Here is a 21,078-nt window from a genome sequence, read left to right as displayed (position 1 = left end):
GCGCGCGGCGGGTCGCGGGCGGTAACAGCCCCTCCACCCCCCCCTGCCGGGGGGGGGGGCCCCGGGGGGGGGGGGGGGGGGCCGGGGGGGGGGGGCCCCGCGGCCCCCTCGATCAGGTGACCCGGTCCGTATCAGCGGCAGCCGAGCGCGGGCCGGTCAGCCCTTCAGCTGGGCGGCCGGCGTGCGGAAGCGCCGGTACAGCAGCGTGCCGCCGAGCAGCGAGGCCGCGCTGACCCCGGCCGCCGCCAGCATGCCGTCCGTACCGGTGTGCGGGAGCACGGGCATCGCCTTGTCCGGCACGGGCGCGGGCACCGGGGCCGGCTTCGGCGGGACGTGCGGTCGCGGCGCGGCCGGGGGCTCGCTGTGGACCGGCGGCGTGACGCGGGTCGGCGGCTCGGGCGAGGGCTCGGCCGGCGTCACGGTCTCCGGGCGGTGCGAGGTGTTCGTCGACTGGTTGCCGAAGACGGGGTTCAGGATCCCCACCACGTCGACGGAGTTGCCCGTCACGTTCGCCGGGAGATCGACCGGCAGCTGGATACCGTTGCCGGAGACGACGCCCGGCGAATCGCGCGTGACGCTCGCGGCCTCGGCGCCCTGGCTGCTCGAAGTGGAGGAGGCGCCGGTCTTGGCCGCCCCACCGCCCTCGTTGGCGCAGCGGTTGCCCATCGCGGGGTTCAACAGCCCCACCACGTTCACCGTGTTCCCGCACGCGTTCACCGGAAGGTGCACCGGCAACTGGATGCTGTTGCCGGAGATCAGTCCGGGCGAACCGACCGCGGCACCGTCCGCTGCGGAGTCGGCGTGCGCCGAGCCCACCATGGCCATCGCGCCCGAAGCGGCTGCGACGGCGATGACACTGTTTCGGGTAGCCCGTCTCATAGGTCCCTTGCCTTCCATACATGGTCGCGGGCAATCACCCGCACCCGATGAAACGCCGCTACATGTGTCCTGGTTATGGCTTATCACCCTTTCGTCTGGCGCGACTTCTCTCCGACGGCACGTGACAAGGGCAATTGGCCCGGTCGGAGCGCTCCCGGACGGTGGCCGGCGACGAAAACCGGTGAAAGGGAGATCGTCAAGTCATCGTTTTTCAGGCCCGCTCGGTTCGGCGCGCGGCCGGAAACAGGCGATGACGGTCTTCCCCCGCGAGCAGGGGCGGGCCTCCCACTCGTCCGCGACGGCGTCCACCAGGAGCATGCCCCGGCCCCCGAGCCCGTCCGTACTGGGCGGACGGGGCGTCGGCAGCTTGCTGGACGCGTCGTGCACGGCGATGTGCAGGCAGTTGTTGTCCCATGTGAGGACCAGTTGCGCACTGCTGTGCGCGTGGGCATGGGCGTTGGTGACCAGTTCCGAGACGGCGAGCAGCACCGCGTCCACCGTCTCGGGGTAATCACTGGTCCAGCCAAGGGATTTCAGGTGCGCACGCGCCCAGTCCCGTGCCACCTTCACCTCACTGTTCAGCGGCAGCGAGCGTGCCCAGCCCACTGCCCGGAGCGACGATCCGTCCACTGCGACCCTCTCCTGGTACGACCCGACGGAGTTCGTGTACCCAGGACCGGGGGCCGCAGCGGTGGGTCGCGGCGATCGGTCGTGCCGGTCGCCCGCGCGCCGGGGGCGGAGCCGGTCATTCGCCCCGTACGCCCGTGGGGACGATCGTCTTCAGGGAGGTCACCGGATGCCCGACCTCGAGGGATCCGAGGAGCCCGTTCAGGAGGGACGCCGCGGGAACTCCGGAGGCGGGGGCGGGCTTCGGGGCCGCCTCGGCGGCGGGGGCGGCGGCCAGGAGAGCTGCGGCGACGGCGGACGCACAGGCAATCTTCTTGATCATGTGTGACCTAACGAGGCTTGCCCGAAAGGGAAACGCACGCCGGTCAGCCGATCGGGTGCTCCTGCGCGCGTGCACCGGTCTCCCAGGGCCAGGCCGCCCCGAGGCCGCACTCGATGAGCGGGACGAGACGGAAGGCGGCGTCGCTCAGGCCGCCGAACGTGTGCCGGTGCCGGCCCCTCGCGGTGTGGCCGTACGTATATCCGGCGAGATTCCACGTGTAGACGGGGATGTGCCGCGGGACGGCGGCGAACGGGTCGACGCCGCAGGACGGGTGGGTCTGTTCGTCGGTGACGACGACGACGCGGTCGTGGTGGCGGTAGTGCCGCCGGACGGCCGCGGCGGTGCTGGTGCCGCCGAGCTCGTGGAACCGGTCCACCGCGCGCAGCACGGACTCGCCGGGTGCCGGTTCGACGACCCGGCTGCCGGTGCCGAACTCGACGAGGTCGGCGTGCTCGGCGCGGAGCGCGAGGGCGGTGCCGAACACGGCCGCGGAATCGGCGCGGTTGAGCTGGGTCCGGGCACTGGGCGTGTCGAACATCGACCCCGACCGGTCGACCAGGACGAGGGTGCGGCCGGACAGCGCGGGCACCTGGGCGAGCGAGTGCCCGAGAGCGGTCTCCAGGGCGTCGTGCCAGCGGGGCGAGGGCGCGTTGCGGTGGGCGGCGAGATACCGGAAGGGGAACTGGCGCGAGCGGCGCACCTCGTCCCGGTCCGAGATGCGGCCGGCCACCTCGGCCGCCACCCGGTCGTCGACGCCGGCGTCGTCGAAGTTGCGCAGGTTGCGGACGAGGGCCATCGGACCCATGGAGGGGATCAGCGCCTCCCACACGGCCGCGTCGAGCGGGCGCTGGAGCCATCCGGCCACGGATTCCCAGGTCATTCCGGCGGCGGAGAGCCGCTCGGCCCCGCCGGGCGAGGTGACGAGGTCGTACCGCTCCGCCACGGCCACGGCCATGAGGTCCCGGTGCGCGAGGAGGAGGTGGTCGCCCGCGGGCGGCACGGCCAGGTGGGGCCGGTACCGCCGGTCGAGGGCGTACCGGAACACCCCCTCCTGCCAGGGCCGGTCGGGCGCGGGTACGGGATGGGTCAGGCGCAGGACGTCGGCGAAGCGGAAGCCCCGGGACGGGCTGTCGTACTTCAGGAGCGCACGGCCGGTGTACAGCCGCCGTACGGCGTCGGCGACACCGCGCTTGAGGGGCTGCGGGAGCCGGCTGCCGTACCGGGAGGTCCAGTAGGCGAGCAACTCGCCCGGTTCGTCGGCGCGTTGCAGCACCGTGTCGACCGCCTGCCGAGAGTACCCGGCGGCTCCGGCCTCCAGGCGTGCCCGTACGAACTCGGCCGCACCGACGACGGACGCGGTCCGCATGTGCGCCTCCGTGCGAAGCCAGCGGAGCAGCCCCAGGGTCCACGCGGGATCGCCGACGGCGAGCCGCCGTACGAGAGCGGAGTACCGGTCGTCCCGCGAGCCGGCACTCTCGTAGAAGGTCTCCTGCCCGACCAGGTTGCCGACGGCCAGCAGGAACAGCTCCTCCTTCGGCGTGCGGGCGTATCCCGCGCCGCCCTGGTGGTTGACGGACACGGCCGAGGGCACGGCGGGTACCCACCGCCGTGCGGGCAGGACCCACTGCCCGTGTGTGGACAGCGGTGAGGTGCGTCCTCGCGCGGTCAACCCGGGTACCTCGGCCCGAATCTCGTTCCTGGCTTCGGTCTTGGCCCGTTGGCGGCTGAACCGGGTCATGCAGACGGATCCCCCTGAAGGGTGCGGTGGACAGGCGGGGAGAGAGGTGAGGAAAGCGTGGGGGACGTCTCCCGAGAAGGATTGGGCACCGGTGTGGATTGCGTCGTCAGGAAGTAACCGGGGCTCGGCGCATCGGAAGACGTCACGGGGGACGGTATCCGCGGGCACGCGGTGTGCGCATCCGAATTAATCCGGGGCCCCGCGTCGGCCTGTGATGTCCCCCACCTGCCCTTGTCGCGGAGGGGAAGGCGTACCTACGTTCGATGGTATGTCCCTCCATGACCCCACTCCTCCCACCGAGCCGGTCGACTTCGCCGTCGATCTGAACAGCCACGAGATGATCCGGCGGGCCCACGTCATGGACGCGCTCGGCCCCGGCTGGGACCCCGTGAAGGTGCTGCGCGACGAGGAGGAGGCGTACGACCTGCTCTACTCCGGCCTCGACGAGGAGCAGCAGCGGGTGTACGACACCCTCGTCCGGGCCGGCGTTCTCCCCGAACGCGGGAACGGCCGTGCTTCCGCTTGATCCGCAGGCGGACATCGGGCGCCGCGCCTGGGTGACCTGCCCGAACTGCGAGGACCACCGGGAGTGCCCCGTGTGCGAGCAGGGCCGCAGGTGCCCGGACCACTGGCGCTACCTGCTCACCAACACCGGCAGTCTCCTCCATCTGCAGTGCCCCTCGTGCACGCACATCTGGGACCACGAGACGGGCTTCGGCGCCACCCGTACGAAGTGGAGACGCAGGACCAGCGGCCTGTGACGGCACCGGCGCGGCGCCCGCTCCCGGCCGCCGCGCGGACGCGCCGGTTGCGGCCGTGCCGGGTGGTGGCCACCGTGGACAGATGATCCTCGTACCGGGCGTGCTGTGGCGGCGGGGGCGGGCGGGCAGGGCGCTGGGCGCCGGCGTCGCCACCGGCGTGTTCTTCGGGGCCTTCGTGCTCGTCGAGTCGGGGTCCTGGCTGGGGCCCGCCGTGGTGTTCGTGGTGCTGAGCGTGTTCTACGGCATCCGTGTGGCCCGCCGGATGGACAGGCTCTGGCCCGCCGCCGGGCACATGAACGCCGCCGACCGCGCGGCCGTCGTCCGTGCCACCCGGCGGGGCGAGGCCGTCGGTGACCCCCGGCTGGCGCCCGCCGTCTCCGAGTACGCGGGTGCCCTGCGCCGGGCCGCCGAGGAGGACCGGCTGCGCCGCTGGGTGATCCTCCTCGTCACCGTGCTCGCGCTCGCTCTCGCCGTGTACGACACGCTGACGGGAACCACCGGGGAGACCATCGCCTCCTGGCTGCTGGTCGTCCTCCTGCTGGCCGACCTGCTGTGGTGGCCCCGCCGACGAGACCGCCTGCTGGCACTGGCCGACCGGGCGGAGGAGACATCGCTGCGCCGCGCCCACGAGGCGAGCGGCGCGAGGGACGACGGCTGACCCGCGCGGCCCCAGGGCCGGACGCCCTCAGCGGCAGCCGGTGCCGGGCAGTTGCTGTTCCGCCCAGATCGTCTTGCCCGTCGCCGTGTACCGGGTGCCCCAGCGCTGGGCGACCTGCGCGACCAGGAACAGACCGCGTCCTCCCTCGTCGGTGCTCAGCGCACGCCGCAGGTGGGGCGAGGTGTTGCTGGCGTCCGACACCTCGCAGATGAGGGTCCGCTCATGGATCAGACGAAGACCGATCGGCCCCGACGCGTGCGTGATGGCGTTGGTGACCAGTTCGCTCACGATCAGCTCGGTGGTGAAGGCGACGTCCTCCAGCCCCCACGCGGCCAGCTGGCACGCCACCTTCTCGCGGGTCTCGTGCACCGCCTGCGGATCGGCGGGCACCTCCCAGGAGGCCACCCGGTCGGGGGTCAGCGCGCGGGTCCTGGCGATCAGGAAGGCGACGTCGTCGCGCGGATGGTCCGGCAGCAGGATGCGGACCATCGTGTCGCAGATCTCCTCCAGCGGCCGGTCGGGGTGGGCCAGGGCGAAGCAGAGCCGCTCGAAGCCGACGTCGACATCGCGGTCCGAGGCCTCGATCAGACCGTCGGTGTACAGGGCGACGACACTGCCCTCCTCCAGCTCGATCTCGGCCGACTCGAAGGGCAGACCGCCCAGCCCGAGCGGGGGACCGGCGGGGATGTCGGGCAGCTCGACGGGCTCGCTGAGATGGGCGATGGCGGGGGTGGGATGGCCGGCCCGTGCCACGTTGAGCTTCCGCGAGATCGGGTCGTACACGGCGTACACGCAGGTGGCCCCGACCACCATCGGGTTGTCCGTCGCCGCCTCGGCCTCCTCCGCCAGGCGCAGCACCAGGTCGTCCACGTGGGCGAGCAGCTCGTCGGGGGTCAGGTCCAGGTCGGCCAGCGTCTGCACGGCCGCGCGCAGCCGCCCCATGCTCGCGGCGGCATGGATGCCGTGGCCGACGACGTCCCCCACGACCAGGGCGACCCGGGCGCCGGACAGCGGGATGACGTCGAACCAGTCGCCGCCCACGCCCGCCTCGGCGTCGGTCGGCAGATAGCGGTAGGCGACCTCGACGGCGCAGTGGTCGGGCAGATCGGGCGGCAGGAGGCTGGTCTGCAGGGCCAGGGCGGCATTGTGCTCGCGGACGAAACGCCGGGCGTTGTCCACGCAGACCGCGGCGCGGGCCACCAGCTCCTCGACGAGCAGGAGGTCCTCCTCGTCGAACGGGTCGGGGTTGTCCCAGCGCAACAGCGTGACCACCCCCATGGTCACGCCCCGCGCCCGGAGCGGTACCACCAGGTGGGTGTGCACCCCGAGCCGGACGAGCTTGGCGAGCCGCTGCTGATCGCCGGCCAGCCACCAGGTGGTCGGATTCAGCACCGGATCACGGATCGGCCGGCCGGTGGTCAGACAGCGTCGCTGCGGAGACTTGGGCGGGTAGCCGGTGGGCTCCCCGATGGGGACGACCGCCTCCGGTATCTCCTCGCGGATCGACAGGTGCGCGGCCCGCTGGAGCGTGCCCCCGGAGATCGGGCCTGAGCTGAGGTCCTTGGCGGCGAGGACGCCCTGGAAGAGATCGATCGCCGCGAAGTCGGCGAGCTGCGGCACGAGGACCTCGGCGAGCTCCTGCACCGTGCGGTCGAGGTCCAGAGTGGTGCCGATGCGCTGCGCCGCCTCGTTGACCAGGGCCAGCCGCTCACGCGCCCGGTCCTCGGCGTTGAACTCGACTGCGGTGTGGCACACCCCGAGCGTCTTGCCGTAGGGATCGCGCAACGGGAACGAGGAGCGGAGCCGGAGATGACCGTGCGAGCCCCGCCGGGACATGCCGGCCGGGGGCGCCACCTGCTCCAGGGCCGGTGACACCCGGCCCCACATCAGCACCTGCCGCGCCTGCCAGTCGACGGACGGCGGCACCTCACCCGACTGCGGGATACGGGCCGTGCCCTCGGCCCCGTCGTGGAGCGGCAGGCCCTCCATCGCGGCCAGCACCTGGTTCACCCACTGCAACCGCAAATCGGTGTCCAGGACCCCGACGCCGATCGGCGACTCCTCCAGCAGGCTCCGCAGCACCGCCTGGTCCAACTCCCACTGACGCGAGGAGGCGACGTCACAGGCCACGGCGAGCCAGCCGGAGCCCTGCTCCGCGTCCAGCGGGCACGCCCGCACGGCCAGCTCCACCGGGTGGCCCGCACGATGACGGACGGTGACCAGACCCTCCCAGCAGCCCTCGAAACGCCGGGCCCGCGACATCAGGGACGCCGGTGACTCCTCGCTCACCAGCACGGACATCGCCGGACGCCCGAGCACGTCCGCCGCCGGATACCCGAGCAGAGTCTCCGCCCGCTCGCTCCAGTGACGGATCATGCCGTGCACGTCCACCAGGACGACGGCGGCCGACGTGATGCCGAACGGATCGCCCCGGTGCTCGTTCGCCATATCCCTGAGACCCATGCTGTCGGCCCCGTCCGCGGGCAACTTTCCTTGCACTACGGTCTCACATAGCCCCGGACGTGTCTTCGCACCCGTGATGCCCATGAGGTGGCGCCGCTCCCCGGGAAGGGACCGGGCCGCGGTGTCCGGCCGACGGCTCCGCATCGCCGGAGCAGGCGCTCGCTCACGGCTCGCGCACCGGGCGGCGGAGCCGCGGGCCGCCCGGCGGAGTGGTCGGAAACCCGAACTGGTGAGTGGGCGGGCGGTGTTCGGACATAGGTTGTGCCATGACTGATCCACGCCCTGGCTGAAAGACGGACTCGACTCATGACCGATCCCGCTACGACGCCCGAACCAGAGACGCACCAGAAGATCGACACGTCGGTGCCGCACTCCGCGCGCATCTGGAACTACTGGCTCGGCGGCAAGGACAACTACCCCGTCGACGAGGAGGCCGGAGACGCGTACACCGCGGTCTTCCCCGGCATCGTCACCATCGCCCGCAGCAGCCGGGCCTTCCTGCGCCGCAACATCACGCACCTCGTCACCGAGGCGGGCATCCGGCAGTTCCTGGACGTCGGCACCGGCCTGCCGACCGCCGACAACACCCACGAGGTCGCCCAGCGGCTCGCGCCCGACGCCCGGATCGTGTACGTCGACAACGACCCGATGGTCCTGGCCCACGCCCGCGCGCTGCTCTACTCGTCCCGCGAGGGGGCGACCGCCTACATCGACGCCGACGTGACGGATCCGGAGCGCATCCTCGCGGCCGCCGCCGAGACGCTGGACCTCAGCCGCCCCACCGCGCTCATCCTGAGCAACATCCTGGGACACGTCGCCGACCGGGAGCAGGCCCGCTCCATCGTCACCCGGCTCATGGCGGCGCTGCCGTCGGGCAGTTACCTGTCCATCAACGACGGGTCGCGCGGCATCGACCCCGTCTTCGAGGATGCCCAGGACGGCTACAACAAGAGCGGTGCCGTCCCCTACAACCTGCGCACCGTCGACGAGATCACCTCGTTCTTCGACGGCCTGGAGCTCATCGAGCCCGGCGTCGTCTCGGTCACGCAGTGGCGTCCCGAGCCCGGCGGGCCGGCCGGGGAGGTCATCGCCGAACACGGCGGACTCGCCAGGAAGCCCTGACCGGACGCACCCGGCCGACCCCCCCTCCGCCTACGCGAGGCGGAGAGGAGGGGCACGGGTCCGGGGTCCCCGGGCACGGCGCCGCTCACATGCGGGGCCGCCGTCAAGGGTGCAGGCTGGCAGAGGACGAGGTCGCCGCGGCGGAGGAGGGTCCATGAGTGCTCAGCCGTCGGCGGCGCGCGACCCCCGCGATCCCGCTCTCCAGGGACAGACGCTCATCGTGATCGGCGGCAGCGCGGGCATCGGACTGGCCACCGCGCGGCATGCCCGCGCCGAGGGCGCCGACGTGATCCTCACCGGCCGGGACCCCGAGCGGCTGCGCACCGCGGCCGCCGAGGCCGAAGCGGTCGGCACCGCCGCCTTCGACGCCGACGACCCGGCGCAGTTGCGGAACTTCTTCGAGGAACTGCCGGGGCCCATCGACCACGTGCTGATCACCGCCGGCCACCCGTCGTACGGAAGCCTGCTGGACATGGACCCCGACGACGCGCGCCGTGCGCTCACGGGGCACATGGTGCTCGCGCTGGAGGTCGCCCGCCACCTGTCCGGCAGGGTGCGGCCGGGCGGCAGCCTGCTGCTCATGGGCGGCACGGGCGCCCGGCGGGTCCGCGGCGGCCTCGGCAGCGCTTCGGCCGTCACCGCGGCGCTGCCCGCGCTCACCGCCGGCCTCGCCCTCGAACTGGCGCCCGTCCGCGTCAACCTGATCGCCGCGGGCTTCGTCGACACCCCGTTGTCGGCCAGGCTCCTCGGGGACGAGCTCGACGCCCGCCGCGAGCACCTGCGCGCCACACTGCCCATCGGGCGGGTCGTCGTGGCGGAGGACGTCGCCGCGCTCGCCGTGCACCTGATGACCAACACGGCGCTCACCGGGGCGACTTACGACGTCGACGGCGGCCAGCAGTTCGTCGGCTGAGGCCGGCGACCGCTCACCCGGCCGTGCCGCCCCGTGCCGGGCCCGCGCCCCGGCCCACCGCGCCGAGGAGTGCGTCGCGGCACGCCACGACGGCGGGGTGCCCGCCCCGGCCGCGGCGGACCACGGTGAAGATGCGGCGGGTGTTCCGGCCGCGGGGGAGCGGTCGCAGCGGGACGGTCGCGGGCTGTGCGGTCCGGAGCAGGTCGGGCAGGAAGGCCGCGGCGTGTCCCTGCTCGACGAGGCGCAGGTGCAGCAGGAGGTCGGTGGTCTCGAACCGCACGTCGGGTTCGAAGCCGGCGTCCCGGCACACCGCCACGGCCCAGTGCCGTGCCGCCGTGCCTTCGGGTTCCATCACCCAGGGGTGGCCGGAAAGGGCGCGCAGCGCCGCCATCGGACCCCGGCCGCGGGAGCCGGCCGCCTCGGGCACGGCGAGCCGGAGCGGGTCCTCCAGCAGGTCCTGCTGTTCGAGTTCGGTGGGCCGCGGGCCGGGGTTGCCGGGATACTCCTCGGCGAGGACGAGGTCGAAGTCGCGTGCCTGCAAGGCCGGAAGGGCCCTTTCCGGCTCCATGTGCGTGACGTGCACCCGCAGATGCGGATGTCTGTCGCGCAACAGGCCGAGCGCGGCCGGTACGAGAGTCAGTGCGGCCGTCTGGAACGAGGCGACACGCAGCGTCCCGGTCAGGTCGGTCAGCGAGGCGGCGATGTCCGCCTCCGCCCGTTCGAGGCGCTCCAGCACCGCCTCCGTGTGCGCGACCAGGATCTCGGCCTGCTCGGTCAGCCGCACCCGCCGGCCGACCGGCTCCAGCAACGGCACACCGGCCTCCGCCTCCAGCAGGGAGAGCTGCTGCGAGACGGACGAGGGGGCGTAGGAGAGGGCGGCGGCGACGGCCGCGAGGGTGCCACGCCGCCTGAGCTCGCGCAGCAGTCGCAGCCGGTGCAGATCGAACATGGTGGGCTCGCCTCCCGCCCGTCCCGCTTCCGTCGAACGATCGGCTCATCCGAAGGGTATGCGTCGGAAACATTCGCTGGACCGATCATAGAACCCTCCCGGATCCTGTACGTGTGTCCGACAACGCCTCTCCCTCGTCCGCACTGCCCTGGCGCGTGCGCCCCGGTGCCCGGCAGTGGCGGTGCGCCCCCGCGCCCACCGCCGCGGTACGGGCCTTCCACTCCTCGCTGGCCGACTACTTCCCCACTCCGCTGACCGAACTTCCCGCGCTGGCGGCGGAGTTCGCCGTGGGGCGCGTCTTCGTCAAGGACGAGTCCTGCCGTCTGGGCCTGCCCGCCTTCAAGGCGCTCGGCGCGTCCTGGGCGATCCACCGCGTACTCGCCGAGCGCGCCGCGAGCGGTGAGCGGCCGGGCCCGGTCACCCTGGTGACCGCAACCGACGGCAACCACGGCCGGGCGGTGGCCCGGCTGGCGCGCAGACTCGGGCAGCACGCTCACGTCTACGTTCCGGAGTGGGTGCATCCGCGGGCCGTGGAGGCCATCGTCGCCGAGCAGGCGAAGGTCACCGAGGTCACGGGCTCCTACGACGACGCGGTGCGCCTCGCGGCCGAGGCGGCCGCGGACCGGGACACGGTCCTCGTCCAGGACTCCGCCTGGCCCGGCTACGAGCGGATCCCGGGGTGGATCGTCGAGGGCTACTCCACCCTGTGCGCCGAGATCGACGAGCAGCTGACCGCCGCCGGCGTCGCCACGGGCCCCGACCTGGTCGCCGTACCCGTCGGGGTGGGATCACTGGCGCAGGCCGTCCTCACCCACTACCGGTCCCGCCCCGCCGGTCCCGCCCCCGCACTGCTGGCGGTGGAGCCGGAGACCGCCGCCTGCGTCCTGGCGAGCCTCGACGCCGGCGAACCGGTCAGTGTCCCCACCGCGCGGACCATCATGGCGGGCCTGAACTGCGGTACGCCCTCCGGCAACGCCTGGCCCCACCTGTACGGCGGACTGGACGCCGCGGTCGCCGTCCCCGACGCCGCGGCCGCCCGTGCGGCCGCCCGCCTCGCCGCGCTGGGTGTCTCCTCGGGCCTCTGCGGAGCCGCGGCGCTCGCCGGCTGCCACGCGGCGCTCACCGGCCCGGGCGCCGGGGAACGCCGTACGGCGCTGGGTCTAGACGGCACCTCGGTGGTCGTGCTGCTCAGCACCGAGGGCGCCGACGCCAACCCCCACTCCACCGTCGTCCACTGAGGGAACGGCAGCGTGCTGACCCATCTCGTCGCCGCCATCGGCGTCCTCGCCCTGCTGACCGTCGTACCGGGCCCGGACATGGCGGTGGTGACCCGGCGCGCCCTCGTGGCCGGCCCCGGGGACGCGCTGCGCACCGTGGCCGGGATCGCGACCGGTCTGCTCGTCTGGGGCGCGCTGGCCGTGGCCGGGCTCGCCGCCGTGCTGGCCGCCTCGCCCGCGGCCTACCTGGCCGTCAGGCTCCTGGGCGCCGGCTACCTGGTGTTCCTGGGCGCCCAGGCGCTGTGGCAGCACCGGCGCGCCGCATCCACCGCCCCGTCGTACGCGGGTCCCGCAGCGGTCGGCAGCCCCTGGCGGACGGGACTGGTCAGCAACCTCCTCAACCCGAAGATCGCCGTCTTCTACACCGGGCTGCTGCCCACGCTGGCCCCGCCCGGGCTGCCCCCGGCCCGGGCCATGACACTCCTCGTCCTGCTCCACACCGCCCTGACCCTGGCCTGGCTGGGCGGCTACGTGCTCCTGCTGTCCAGGGCGGGGCCCGTACTCCAGAGGCCGCGGATCCGCCGCGCGCTCGGGAGCACCACGGGCGTCACGCTGATCGCCTTCGGACTCCTGCTCGCGACGGCCGGCGCCTGACGGCCGTTCCGCCACCGGGGCGCCCCACCCGCGGCACCGGTCCCGCCACCCGTGGCTCGCGGGCCGCGGGCCGCATCATGGAGTGTGGACGGAAAACCGCATTCCGGTGGGGCCGAGCCGGTGGACGCGCTCGAAGTGGCACCGACGCCCCGTACGGCGGTGGCGTGGCTGCCGCCGCGGGAGCTCTGGCCGGCGATCCAGGACATCCGCTGGGAGCACGACCCGCAGGTACGCCGGTGGCCACCGCACGTGAACCTGCTGTTCGGCTTCGTACCCGAGGAGGAGTTCCGGGCGGCCCTGCCGCTGCTGGCCGCCGCCGCGTCGGAGAGCCGGGTGTTCACCGCGCGCCTGGCCGGGGTGCGGTACTTCCGCCACCGGCACTACGCGACCGTGTGGCTCGACCCCGCCGCGGCGGGGCCGGCACCGTGGGCCCGGCTGCACGCGGTACTGGCGGCGAGGTTCCCGCTGAGCCGCGGACGCGGCGCCCGCTTCACCCCGCACCTGTCCCTCGGCCGTACCCAGGACCCGCAGGGACTCGCCGCCGAGTGCACCGCCCGGCTCGCCGCGCGTTCGGCCGTGGTGGAGGAGGTGGTCCTGCTCTCCCGCCGGGGCGAGGAGCCCATGCGCCCCAGAGCCGTGATCACGCTGGGCACGGGCGTGGTCCGCCGGGTGGCCGAGCACTGACGGTCCGTTCCGCCGCTCTCCATGATCACCCGTATGGCGCCGACTGGTCCCCGGCGTCGGGGATACCCGGCTCGTGCCGGGTCGAGGGCTCAGCCCGTGCTCCTTGGAAAGTGCCGCGGCCGGTTCCCGAACCGGCCGCGGCACTCTGGCGGCCCGTCAGGCTCGGTCGGCGTGTACGACCATGGCGTGCGAGCCCAGGCCGATGAGACGTTCCCCCGCGATGTCGCCGAGGGCCGTGTACACGGTGAGGATCGCTCCCGTGGCCGGTTCGAAGGCGATGTCCTTGACGGTGCCGTGCTCCACGCCGTACTCGGTCAGAACCCGGCTCCCGACTGCTTCGTGATGCTCGGGGAGGTGGTCCTGCCCGGCCCCGGCGGCGTTGCGCGACCGCACGATGACGGCGTCCTTGCCCACCGCCTCCACCGCGTTCCAGTCGACGACCGCGGCGTCCTTCGGTGCCCCGGACAGGCGCAGACAGGCGACGCTCCTGGAGTGGGGATCGATGGTCAGGTCCTTCACCGTGCCCAGGGTCGCCGCCTCCTCGGCGGTGATCACCGGCAGGCCCCGGGTCTGCGTGAAGAGCATCATGCGAGGTCTCCTTCGCCGGCCGTACGGGTTTCGGGAACCGCCCGGCCGGCGTCCGCCCGGAACGCCTCCACCTGGGCGTCGAAGCTCGGAAGGTCGTCGGCGACGAAGTGACTGGTCCGCGCGGGCACGACCACCGCCTGCCCCGACACGGCCAGCGTCTGCCCGCGGGGGATGAACACCCGGCGCTTGTGCGGGTCCAGGTTCTCGTTGGCGGCGACCTCGAAGCCGACCACCCGTCCGTCGGCACCGGCCTCGATCACCATGTCGCGCACGGTGCCGACCTCGGTGCCCTCGTCGGTGAGCACGGGCACCCCGATCACCTGACCGTGTCCCGCGTCCCGCGACCCCACGACGGCGTCCCGGTCCTCCAGGACCGTCTCGCTCGGGATCATCACGGCCGCGGGGCCCACGGCGTGCACAGCGGAGAACGGCAGGCTCTTCTTCAGCGGGCCGGCCAGCAGGCCCCGTCCGCTCAGGGTGAAGCCGGTGATCCGGCCCGCCCCGGCGTCGAAGACGGTGTCCTTGATCTGCGCCACGGCCTCACCGCCCAGGGTGACGACCACGCGCTTGCCCAACTCGGAGGCGAGCATCAGCCTGTTCACAGCCGGCCTCCCCGGCCGGGGCGGCGGCCTCCGCGCACCGCGATCACGGTCCCCGCGCGGCGCCTGGCCTGAACCGCCAGCGTCGCCGCGCTCAGCAGTCCGACCACCGCGACGAGGAGGACCACCCAGAGCCACCACACCATCGCCGACCTCCTTCTGGTCTTCCCCCATGTCCGGCCCCGTTTCCCCTCGTGCTTCCGGTTGCCCGCAAGGCGGTCCGGCACGCCTGCCGACGGCGGGCGGAGGAACGGGGGAAATACGCTGAGCGGGGCGTGACAAGGCGCCTTTGTACGGCAGTTCGACCGTCAGTCGGTGGGGGTGCCCAACCGCAGGTGTGCCGTGACCTGTTTGCCGGTCCTCCACGGGTCCGTGTGCACCTGCTCGCACAACTGCGTGACCAGGCGCAGACCGTGTCCGCCGACCCGGCTGCCGTCCTGGGGGCGCACGTTGGGCGGGCGGGGTGAGCCGTCGCGGACGGCGATCAGCAACACGGCGTCTTCGGCCGACAGTTCGAGCAGAAGAGCGCCCGGTCCGGGCGCGTGGCGAAGGGCGTTGGTGACGAGTTCGCTGACCACCAGCTGGGCGTCCTGACTCGGCCGGTGGTCGGGATGATGACCTGCCCGCGCCAGCAGCGTGCGGACCGTACGCCGGGTGTCGGCGATGGATATCCCGGCCGTGTCCCAGGCCGTGCCGGACCGCAGGGGGCCCTCGTCGTGTTGTTCATCCGCCGCCTGCTTCCTAAGCGGGATGACCATGGATGCGTCTCCGTGCCTGTTGAGTCCGTGCCGTTGACAGCACAGTGTTCTCGTTCTGCCGTTTTCGCCTACCCGGGGTAATCCGCTTCATGGTGTGGTGCCCTCCACATGGCCGTGGCCGGCGTCGACGACGTGGAAGTGGTCGATGGTGCCGCTGATGGTCAGGAGTCTGCGGACCGCAGGCTGCAACGGGCCGAGCACCACCAGGTCCCGGCCGTCGGCCAGATGCCGGCGCCGCGCCCCCAGAAGGGCGTTGAGGAGCATGCTGTCGGCGAAGCTCACCTGGGACAGATCGACCGCCGTCACCGGCAGCGCCGCCCGGTCGGCCGCCTCCCACGCCGCCTCGAGGTCCTCGGCGTCGTCGTGGTCCACCTCGCCGCGCACGGTGAGAACGCAGGTCTGCTCGTGGCGGGTTACGTGAACTTTTATCTCGGGGGCCGCGTGCATGAAGTCATCCTCACAGCGCAGAGTTCTGCGGGTCTAGTCGTACGTGCCGGCTGTACGCGGTGCGTCGGCCCCGGGTGATTACCCCCATGTGAGCCGTCGCAGCGGGTAAAGGGGGACTCATGAAGGACATCGCGCAGCGCTCCCGTCCGAGCGGCACAGGTGTCGGCAGGGCCCGCCCTCCCGGGCGTCCGGGACGCCGCCGTGTGTCACCGCTCTGAACCTCTTCTCGCCGCGCGCGACCGTGTCACCGCCGACCCGGATCGCGGCCGGGCCACCGGCCCCGCGAGACATGGCACACAGTCATGGCGGATCTCCCCGGTACGGGGTATTCGAACTTTCGGGCAGGACGCCCCTCGGGCACTGTTGTTGTTTGACAACAATAGTCATGAGGCAACAGAGTAGCCGTGTCGGATGTACGCGGGGAAGGACGTGGAATGCTCCGGTGGACGGAGACCGCTCCGTGTACTGGTCATGATCGCCGAAGGGCGGTGGTGACACCGCTGCCGCGTGCGGAACTTCAGGCGGTCTGGCTGCCGGAGTCCGGTGTGTCCCTGTGTATCTGCGTCGCCGCGGCGGCACAGAAGGCCTCCAGCCCGTCCAGCAGGGCCACGCGCTTGGCGGCGGGCATGTCCGCCAGGACCTTCCGCAACTCCTGCTCCCGGCGGGCGCGCAGGTCGGCGAGGAACGCGCGGCCCCGGCCGCTGAGGTGCAGCCGCACTTCGCGCCGGTCCTCCGTGCCGACCACCCGCTCGATGAACCCCGCGGCCTGCAGCCGGTCGCACAGCCGGCTCGTGGACGGCGGCGTGGAGGCCAAACACTCGGCCAGGGTGCGCAGGTTGATGCCGTCCTGGTGCTCGAGGATGTGCAGCACGCGCAGTTGGGACGCGGAGGTGGGCGCGGTGGACGCGCGCCCCCACACGACCTCCAGCAGCTCGGCGGCCGTGGTGGTCACACGGGCGACCTCGTCGGGCTCCGGGCGGCGGCGGAAGGCAGTCACGGTCACACTCTCGCAGGCACTGTGGTGCCCCTCAGCGTACTAGGCGCCCGCGCCGGCTACAGATGACTCGGGGCGACCGACGCGGCTCCTCCCGCCGAACCCGGCCCGGGGAAGCCCGCACGGCGTCCGGAGAAAGATTGGTGTATCCCCATCGTGAACAGATTCGAAGCAGCTGAACGCGCCCTGCGCACAGCGGCTCCCCATGAGTTGCTCGACGCCGTCCGTGCCGTCCTGACCGAGCGGTACGACGCGGAGGCCGTCGAACTCTTCATGGCCGACTACGGCCTGACGGTGCTCCAGCCGGTGTCCGTGCTGCCGCACACCCTGGAGCCGGTCCCGGTGCACGGCAGCCCGGTCGGCCGGGCCTTCGCCTCGCAGGCGCCGTACTGCGAGGAGGGGCGGGACAGGCGGGCGTACGTGCATCTGCCCGTGAGCGTACGCGGCGACCGGCTCGGCGTACTGTCGGTGACCCTCCCGGGCGGCCTCGCGACGCACGAGCTGGTGTCCGAGCTGGCCGAGGTCGCCGATGTGCTGGGGCACGAGGTGATCGTGGCCGAGCGCGACACCGACCTGTACCTCCAGGCGCGCCGCAAGGAACGCCTCACCCTGGCCGCCGAGATGCAGTGGCAACTGCTCCCCGGCCGCTCCTGCTCCCGAGCCGAGTACGACCTCGGAGCCCAGCTGGAACCCGCCTACGCCATCTTCGGGGACAACTTCGACTGGTCCGCCACGGCCGACCACCTGATGCTGTACGTCACCAACGGCATGGGCGAAGGCATAGAGGCATCCCTGCTGACGAACCTCGCCATCAACGCGCTGCGCAACGCCCGCCGCGCCGACATCCCCATCGCCGACCAGGCGGCCCTGGCCGACCAGGCCGTCTACGCCCACTACCGCGGGCGCTGCTACCTGTCCGTCCTGATGTTCGACTTCGATCTTGCCACCGGCCGGGCGACCGTCGTGGACGCGGGTTCCCCGCAGCTGCTGCGGCTGCGGGGCGGCACCGTCGAGCGCGTCACCTTCGACGCCCAGCTCCCCCTCGGCATGTTCGAGGAGACCGACTACGTGACGCAGGACTTCGCGGTCGAGCCCGGCGACCGGCTGGTCTTCGTCAGCGACGGCGTCCACGCGGTGGCCTCCCCGAAGGGCGAGGCGTACGGCGAGGCGGCCCTCGTGCGGGCCATCCAGTCCACCCGGCTGCTGCCCGCGCCCGACGTGCCCCGCGCCATCCTGACGGAGCTGAACCGTCACCGTGGTACGGGCGCCCTGCCGGACGACGACGCGCTGGTGGTGTGCCTGGACTGGCGCGGGCGGCCCGGCCGCTCGTGACGCTCCCCGTTCGCCGGTCCCCCGGGCGCGATAGCGTGGCTCTACGAGTCGAGAGGGCCGATGCCGTGACAGCCTCTGAACCGCTCCCGTCCGTGGAGGCCGAGCTCCGCGCGGCCCCGCCCCACGCCCTGGTCGCCACGGCGCGCCGCATCCTCGCCGAACGCCTCGGTGCGCAGGAGGTGACCCTCCTGCTCGCCGACTACGCCCTGGCCGTCCTGCAGCCGGTCTCCCACCTGCCCTACACAGGAGACCCGGTACCCGCGCAGGAGGGCCCGGTCGGCAGCGCCTTCGTCCGGCAGAGCCCGGTGGTCGAGGTCCTCCGCGACCCGGCCGCCCACCTGGTGCACCTCCCCATCACCGTGCGCGGAGACCGCCTGGGCGTCCTCTCCGTGCGCCTGCCCGACGGCGCCGCGGACCCGGAGACCGTGCTCCAGCTGGGCGACTTCGCCACGGCACTCGGCCACGAGGTCGTCACCGCCGACCACGAGACCGACCTGTACCTCCAGGCCCGTCGCACCCGCCGGCTCACCCTCGCGGCCGAGATGCAGTGGCAGCTCCTGCCCGGCCGCGGTTCCGCCCGCGAGGAATACGTCATCGGCGCCCACCTGGAGCCGGCCTACTCCATCGGCGGCGACAACTTCGACTGGTCGGCCGACGCCGGCCATGTCACGCTCACCGTCACCGACGGCATGGGCAAGGGCATCGAGGCCGCTCTCCTGACCAGCCTCACGGTCGGCGCGCTGCGCAACGCCCGGCGGGGCGGTCTCGGCCTGGCCGACCAGGCCTGCCTCGCCGACCAGGCCGTCTACGCCCAGTACGGCGGGAAGGTGTACGCCTCGACACTGCTGCTGCGGTGCGACCTGGCCACGGGCACGGTGACCGCCGTCGACGCGGGTTCACCGCAGCTGTTCCGCCAGCGGCGGGGCCACACCGAACGCGTCGAGCTGGACGCCCAGCTCCCGCTCGGCATGTTCGAGGAGACCGACTACGTCGAGGAGCACTTCCAGCTCGAACCGGACGACCGGCTGATAGTGGTCAGTACCGGCGTGCACGGCACCCGCTCCGCGGGCGGGGACCTCTTCGGCGAGGGCGCCCTGCGGCAGATCCTCAGCGCCACCCGACCCGCGCCGCCGCACGAGGCGGCACGCGCGGTCGTCGCCGGCCTGGTCGAGCACTTCGGGAGCGACGACCTCGTGTCGGACGCCGCCGTGGTCTGCCTCGACTGGCACGGCCACCAGGCCTGACGCGCCCCCGTCAGCCGGGGCCGCCCCCCTCCGGGGAGTCCCCGTCCTGGGCCGCCAGGAAGCTCTGGAGTCCCCGCCGCAGCGCGTCGCGCTCGGTCGTCTCCATGGCCGCGAGTACGGCGGCCAGCGCCCGCGACCTGCGCGAGGCCACCTCGTGCAGGACCTGCCGGCCGTGTCCGGTGAGGTGGAGCTGCACCTCACGGCGTCTTTGCGGGTGCAGTACCCGCTCCAGCAGACCGGCCGCCTCCAGCCGGTCGCACAGCCGGCTGGCCGTCGGCAGCCCGATGTCCATGCCCACCGCCAGCGCGGTGAGATTCTGCCCCGGCTCCGCTTCCAGGATCCGCAGGGCCCGCAACTGGTGCGGCGACAAGCGCAGGCTCGCCCCCTGAGCGGCGACCGACCACAGATCGGCCAGCCTGTCCACTGCCTCGGCGATCGTCGAGGCGAGGGACACGGAGTCGTCGTCCGGTCCGCTCGCTCGGCCGTCTCCGGAGCCACTGAGGCCAGTCACGAACGCATCGCTTTCAGTAATCGCCCGTCCACACGGTTACCACCCTTATTCCATCGCGGTACCCGAAGTGTCGCGGGGCAAGCGCGTCCGGCCGGGCGATGTCCCGCGGTCACGAAACCTTCGACGGGTGGGAACGCAATCTCCATCACCCGCCCATTGAAGCGTGTGCGCCCGGCGAGCGGTCACCGACCCGGGTCAGAGGAACCGGCGGACCGGGGTGACGGCCGCCTCCTTGGCGCGCTGGAGCATCGCGCGCCGTCTCCACCGGCCGAGGTCGATGTCGACGCTGTTCTTCAGGTCCGCGTCGTAGTCGGCGTCGAGGGTGGCGGTGAACTCCTCGTCCAGGACGGCGAGCATGACCTCTTCGTCGTGGTCCATGGAGCGCCGGTTGAAGTTGGTGGAACCGATGAGGGAGGCGACCGAGTCCACGGTGATGATCTTGGCGTGCATCATCGTCGGCTGGTACTGGCGGACGTGTACGCCCGCTTCGAGCAGACGGGTGTAGTGATGCTGGCCGGCGAGCTGGCAGGCGCGCTGGTCGGTGTGCGGGCCGGGAAGCAGGATCTCCACGGTGACGCCGCGCTCGGCGGTCCGGCACAGCAGGTCGATGAAGAAGGTGTCCGGGGCGAAGTAGGCGGTGGCGAGGCGGAATCGTTCCTCGGCGGAGGTCAGCATCACCCGGATCAGGGTCTGCATGTCCTGCCAGCCGATGCTGGCGGAGCCGCGCACCACCTGCACGACGGACGAGCCCGGCTGCCGGTGCTCGACGAACCGGTCGCGGTGGTCGAAGAGTTCGTCGTGGCACTCGGCCCAGTTCTGGGCGAACGCGGCCGCGACACCGTCCACGGCCGGGCCGCGGACCTGGACATGTGTGTCCCGCCATTCGTCGGGGTTGCGGGCATCGCCGCACCATTCCTCCGCGATGCCGACGCCACCGGTGAACGCGGTGTGCTCGTCGACGATGAGGGCCTTGCGGTGACAGCGGTGGTTCTGCTTGAACGGCGAGAGCCGGACGGGCTTGCGGAACCAGGCCACCTCCACACCCGCCTCGTCCATCATGTCGAGCAGGTGCTGTTCGATCTGCTGGGCGCCGAAACCGTCCAGCAGCAGTCGTACCCGCACGCCCGCGCGGGCCCGGTCGGTGAGCGCCGCCGCGAAGTCGCGGGCGATCTGGCCGCGCCAGTACACGAACGTCATCATGTCGATCGTGTGCTCGGCCCCGCGGATCGCGCCGAGCATCGCCGGGAAGATCTCGTCGCCGTTGCGCAGGGGCACGAGCTCGTTGCCTTCGGTGGCGGCCACGCCGATCAGCCGCTCCAGGCGCCGGCGAAGGCGCTGCTTGCGGGCCGCGAGGTCCGGTTCGCCGGTGCGAACGGGGGCTGCCGCTATGCCGTCGAGGGTCACGCCCGGTCTCCTTCATCTGTGCACGACGTGGTGCGGGCCTCCGATCCAGCCCGGACAATCAGATGCCCGGCGGCCACCGCCTCACTCCCGGGGCCGCGGGGGGTGTTCACCGGGACGGAGGCACGGTCCGGGCGGGGCGCGGACGGCTTCCGGGCCGGGGAGCGGCGCGCGCATGGTACTGGTTATGCACCCGGATGGCCTCGGCACAGGCAGC

24 protein-coding genes are annotated in these 21,078 nt (G+C 72.6%); 10 read left to right on the top strand and 14 right to left on the bottom strand.

Features of this window, described 5'->3' with window-relative positions; translation table 11 throughout:
* Window positions 1-156: 156 nt before the first annotated feature.
* The 4 genes from ACF08B_RS24655 to ACF08B_RS24640 all read right to left on the bottom strand — a co-directional run bounded on the left by ACF08B_RS24655 (window position 157) and on the right by ACF08B_RS24640 (window position 3,566).
* Window positions 157-879, bottom strand: coding sequence for a chaplin (locus ACF08B_RS24655; protein ID WP_392319398.1), 723 nt, complete (start codon window positions 877-879; stop codon window positions 157-159).
* 201 nt (window positions 880-1,080) lie between these two features.
* On the bottom strand, window positions 1,081-1,509 hold the full coding sequence (locus ACF08B_RS24650; RefSeq protein ID WP_392319397.1) for an ATP-binding protein: 429 nt from the start codon (window positions 1,507-1,509) through the stop codon (window positions 1,081-1,083).
* Between the two features lie 115 nt (window positions 1,510-1,624).
* The gene (locus ACF08B_RS24645; RefSeq protein ID WP_392319396.1) at window positions 1,625-1,828 is read right to left on the bottom strand and encodes a hypothetical protein; all 204 of its coding nucleotides are present in this window, start codon (window positions 1,826-1,828) and stop codon (window positions 1,625-1,627) included.
* A gap of 43 nt (window positions 1,829-1,871) precedes the next feature.
* Window positions 1,872-3,566, bottom strand: a complete 1,695-nt coding sequence (locus tag ACF08B_RS24640; RefSeq protein ID WP_392319395.1) for a TROVE domain-containing protein — start codon at window positions 3,564-3,566, stop codon at window positions 1,872-1,874.
* 268 nt (window positions 3,567-3,834) lie between these two features.
* Here ACF08B_RS24640 and ACF08B_RS24635 point away from each other — a divergent pair, with 268 nt between their 5' ends.
* The 3 genes from ACF08B_RS24635 (at window position 3,835) to ACF08B_RS24625 (ending at window position 4,985) form a co-directional block, all read left to right on the top strand.
* A complete protein-coding gene (locus ACF08B_RS24635; RefSeq protein ID WP_093472074.1) occupies window positions 3,835-4,092 on the top strand; it encodes a DUF6400 family protein in 258 nt (85 codons plus the stop codon).
* Window positions 4,079-4,327, top strand: coding sequence for a hypothetical protein (locus ACF08B_RS24630; RefSeq protein ID WP_392319394.1), 249 nt, complete (start codon window positions 4,079-4,081; stop codon window positions 4,325-4,327). Before ACF08B_RS24635 ends, ACF08B_RS24630 begins: the two co-directional genes overlap by 14 nt.
* Before the next feature lie 82 nt (window positions 4,328-4,409).
* Entirely contained in the window at window positions 4,410-4,985 is a 576-nt protein-coding gene (locus ACF08B_RS24625; protein ID WP_392319393.1) for a hypothetical protein, read from the top strand.
* A gap of 27 nt (window positions 4,986-5,012) precedes the next feature.
* Here the strand turns inward: ACF08B_RS24625 and ACF08B_RS24620 are convergent, their stop codons facing one another.
* On the bottom strand, window positions 5,013-7,448 hold the full coding sequence (locus tag ACF08B_RS24620) for a SpoIIE family protein phosphatase (RefSeq protein ID WP_392319392.1): 2,436 nt from the start codon (window positions 7,446-7,448) through the stop codon (window positions 5,013-5,015).
* 306 nt (window positions 7,449-7,754) lie between these two features.
* Between ACF08B_RS24620 and ACF08B_RS24615 the strand changes: the two genes are divergently transcribed.
* Together ACF08B_RS24615 and ACF08B_RS24610 are read left to right on the top strand one after the other, a co-directional pair.
* Entirely contained in the window at window positions 7,755-8,570 is an 816-nt protein-coding gene (locus ACF08B_RS24615; RefSeq protein WP_392319391.1) for an SAM-dependent methyltransferase, read from the top strand.
* 154 nt (window positions 8,571-8,724) lie between these two features.
* Window positions 8,725-9,483 carry an SDR family oxidoreductase gene (locus tag ACF08B_RS24610; RefSeq protein ID WP_392319390.1) on the top strand — a complete coding sequence of 253 codons (759 nt, stop codon included), beginning with the start codon at window positions 8,725-8,727 and terminating at the stop codon, window positions 9,481-9,483.
* Between the two features lie 13 nt (window positions 9,484-9,496).
* On the opposite strand, the gene ACF08B_RS24605 is transcribed toward ACF08B_RS24610, so the two are convergent.
* Window positions 9,497-10,432 carry a LysR substrate-binding domain-containing protein gene (locus tag ACF08B_RS24605; RefSeq protein ID WP_392319389.1) on the bottom strand — a complete coding sequence of 312 codons (936 nt, stop codon included), beginning with the start codon at window positions 10,430-10,432 and terminating at the stop codon, window positions 9,497-9,499.
* Window positions 10,433-10,545: 113 nt separating this feature from the next.
* On the opposite strand from ACF08B_RS24605, the gene ACF08B_RS24600 reads away from it, so the two are divergent.
* The 3 genes from ACF08B_RS24600 to ACF08B_RS24590 all read left to right on the top strand — a co-directional run bounded on the left by ACF08B_RS24600 (window position 10,546) and on the right by ACF08B_RS24590 (window position 12,987).
* Window positions 10,546-11,670, top strand: a complete 1,125-nt coding sequence (locus tag ACF08B_RS24600; protein ID WP_392319388.1) for a diaminopropionate ammonia-lyase — start codon at window positions 10,546-10,548, stop codon at window positions 11,668-11,670.
* Window positions 11,671-11,682: 12 nt separating this feature from the next.
* Entirely contained in the window at window positions 11,683-12,303 is a 621-nt protein-coding gene (locus ACF08B_RS24595) for a LysE family translocator (RefSeq protein ID WP_392319387.1), read from the top strand.
* Between the two features lie 120 nt (window positions 12,304-12,423).
* On the top strand, window positions 12,424-12,987 hold the full coding sequence (locus ACF08B_RS24590; protein WP_392319386.1) for a 2'-5' RNA ligase family protein: 564 nt from the start codon (window positions 12,424-12,426) through the stop codon (window positions 12,985-12,987).
* A 156-nt stretch (window positions 12,988-13,143) separates the two neighbouring features.
* Here the strand turns inward: ACF08B_RS24590 and ACF08B_RS24585 are convergent, their stop codons facing one another.
* The 6 genes from ACF08B_RS24585 to ACF08B_RS24560 form a co-directional block, all read right to left on the bottom strand.
* Window positions 13,144-13,575 (bottom strand): PRC-barrel domain-containing protein, encoded by a 432-nt coding sequence (locus ACF08B_RS24585; RefSeq protein WP_392319385.1) that lies wholly within the window; start codon window positions 13,573-13,575, stop codon window positions 13,144-13,146.
* Window positions 13,572-14,177, bottom strand: a complete 606-nt coding sequence (locus ACF08B_RS24580) for a PRC-barrel domain-containing protein (protein WP_392319384.1) — start codon at window positions 14,175-14,177, stop codon at window positions 13,572-13,574. Before ACF08B_RS24580 ends, ACF08B_RS24585 begins: the two co-directional genes overlap by 4 nt.
* On the bottom strand, window positions 14,174-14,320 hold the full coding sequence (locus ACF08B_RS24575) for a hypothetical protein (RefSeq protein WP_176985440.1): 147 nt from the start codon (window positions 14,318-14,320) through the stop codon (window positions 14,174-14,176). The genes ACF08B_RS24580 and ACF08B_RS24575 overlap by 4 nt, the downstream gene beginning before the upstream one ends.
* A 162-nt stretch (window positions 14,321-14,482) precedes the next feature.
* Window positions 14,483-14,932 (bottom strand): ATP-binding protein, encoded by a 450-nt coding sequence (locus ACF08B_RS24570; protein ID WP_392319383.1) that lies wholly within the window; start codon window positions 14,930-14,932, stop codon window positions 14,483-14,485.
* A gap of 87 nt (window positions 14,933-15,019) precedes the next feature.
* Window positions 15,020-15,379: an STAS domain-containing protein gene (locus ACF08B_RS24565; protein WP_392319382.1), complete on the bottom strand. Its 360-nt coding sequence runs from the start codon at window positions 15,377-15,379 to the stop codon at window positions 15,020-15,022.
* 517 nt (window positions 15,380-15,896) lie between these two features.
* A complete protein-coding gene (locus ACF08B_RS24560; RefSeq protein ID WP_256339368.1) occupies window positions 15,897-16,382 on the bottom strand; it encodes a MarR family transcriptional regulator in 486 nt (161 codons plus the stop codon).
* A gap of 147 nt (window positions 16,383-16,529) precedes the next feature.
* Between ACF08B_RS24560 and ACF08B_RS24555 the strand changes: the two genes are divergently transcribed.
* The gene (locus ACF08B_RS24555) at window positions 16,530-17,705 is read left to right on the top strand and encodes a PP2C family protein-serine/threonine phosphatase (RefSeq protein ID WP_392319381.1); all 1,176 of its coding nucleotides are present in this window, start codon (window positions 16,530-16,532) and stop codon (window positions 17,703-17,705) included.
* Window positions 17,706-17,770: 65 nt separating this feature from the next.
* Window positions 17,771-18,949 carry a PP2C family protein-serine/threonine phosphatase gene (locus ACF08B_RS24550; protein WP_392319380.1) on the top strand — a complete coding sequence of 393 codons (1,179 nt, stop codon included), beginning with the start codon at window positions 17,771-17,773 and terminating at the stop codon, window positions 18,947-18,949.
* Window positions 18,950-18,959: 10 nt separating this feature from the next.
* On the opposite strand, the gene ACF08B_RS24545 is transcribed toward ACF08B_RS24550, so the two are convergent.
* Together ACF08B_RS24545 and ACF08B_RS24540 are read right to left on the bottom strand one after the other, a co-directional pair.
* On the bottom strand, window positions 18,960-19,460 hold the full coding sequence (locus ACF08B_RS24545) for a MarR family winged helix-turn-helix transcriptional regulator (RefSeq protein WP_392319379.1): 501 nt from the start codon (window positions 19,458-19,460) through the stop codon (window positions 18,960-18,962).
* Between the two features lie 195 nt (window positions 19,461-19,655).
* Entirely contained in the window at window positions 19,656-20,864 is a 1,209-nt protein-coding gene (locus tag ACF08B_RS24540) for a phosphatidylserine/phosphatidylglycerophosphate/cardiolipin synthase family protein (protein WP_392319378.1), read from the bottom strand.
* Window positions 20,865-21,078 lie beyond the last annotated feature (214 nt).

This window comes from Streptomyces sp. NPDC015139 (genome assembly GCF_043079785.1).
Lineage (GTDB): Bacteria > Actinomycetota > Actinomycetes > Streptomycetales > Streptomycetaceae > Streptomyces > Streptomyces albidocamelliae.
The sequence above is the reverse complement of the archived record's forward strand: the minus strand, read 5'-3'. Positions and strand labels throughout refer to the sequence as shown.

Bases quoted from the DNA above. Each gene is read 5' to 3' on its own strand.
- ACF08B_RS24655 (WP_392319398.1), bottom strand. From the start codon at position 879: ATGAGACGGGCTACCCGAAACAGTGTCATCGCCGTCGCAGCCGCTTCG.
- ACF08B_RS24645 (WP_392319396.1), bottom strand. From the start codon at position 1,828: ATGATCAAGAAGATTGCCTGTGCGTCCGCCGTCGCCGCAGCTCTCCTG.
- ACF08B_RS24640 (WP_392319395.1), bottom strand. From the start codon at position 3,566: ATGACCCGGTTCAGCCGCCAACGGGCCAAGACCGAAGCCAGGAACGAG.
- ACF08B_RS24635 (WP_093472074.1), top strand. From the start codon at position 3,835: ATGTCCCTCCATGACCCCACTCCTCCCACCGAGCCGGTCGACTTCGCC.
- ACF08B_RS24625 (WP_392319393.1), top strand. From the start codon at position 4,410: ATGATCCTCGTACCGGGCGTGCTGTGGCGGCGGGGGCGGGCGGGCAGG.
- ACF08B_RS24620 (WP_392319392.1), bottom strand. From the start codon at position 7,448: ATGGGTCTCAGGGATATGGCGAACGAGCACCGGGGCGATCCGTTCGGC.
- ACF08B_RS24615 (WP_392319391.1), top strand. From the start codon at position 7,755: ATGACCGATCCCGCTACGACGCCCGAACCAGAGACGCACCAGAAGATC.
- ACF08B_RS24610 (WP_392319390.1), top strand. From the start codon at position 8,725: ATGAGTGCTCAGCCGTCGGCGGCGCGCGACCCCCGCGATCCCGCTCTC.
- ACF08B_RS24605 (WP_392319389.1), bottom strand. From the start codon at position 10,432: ATGTTCGATCTGCACCGGCTGCGACTGCTGCGCGAGCTCAGGCGGCGT.
- ACF08B_RS24585 (WP_392319385.1), bottom strand. From the start codon at position 13,575: ATGATGCTCTTCACGCAGACCCGGGGCCTGCCGGTGATCACCGCCGAG.
- ACF08B_RS24575 (WP_176985440.1), bottom strand. From the start codon at position 14,320: ATGGTGTGGTGGCTCTGGGTGGTCCTCCTCGTCGCGGTGGTCGGACTG.
- ACF08B_RS24570 (WP_392319383.1), bottom strand. From the start codon at position 14,932: ATGGTCATCCCGCTTAGGAAGCAGGCGGCGGATGAACAACACGACGAG.
- ACF08B_RS24565 (WP_392319382.1), bottom strand. From the start codon at position 15,379: ATGCACGCGGCCCCCGAGATAAAAGTTCACGTAACCCGCCACGAGCAG.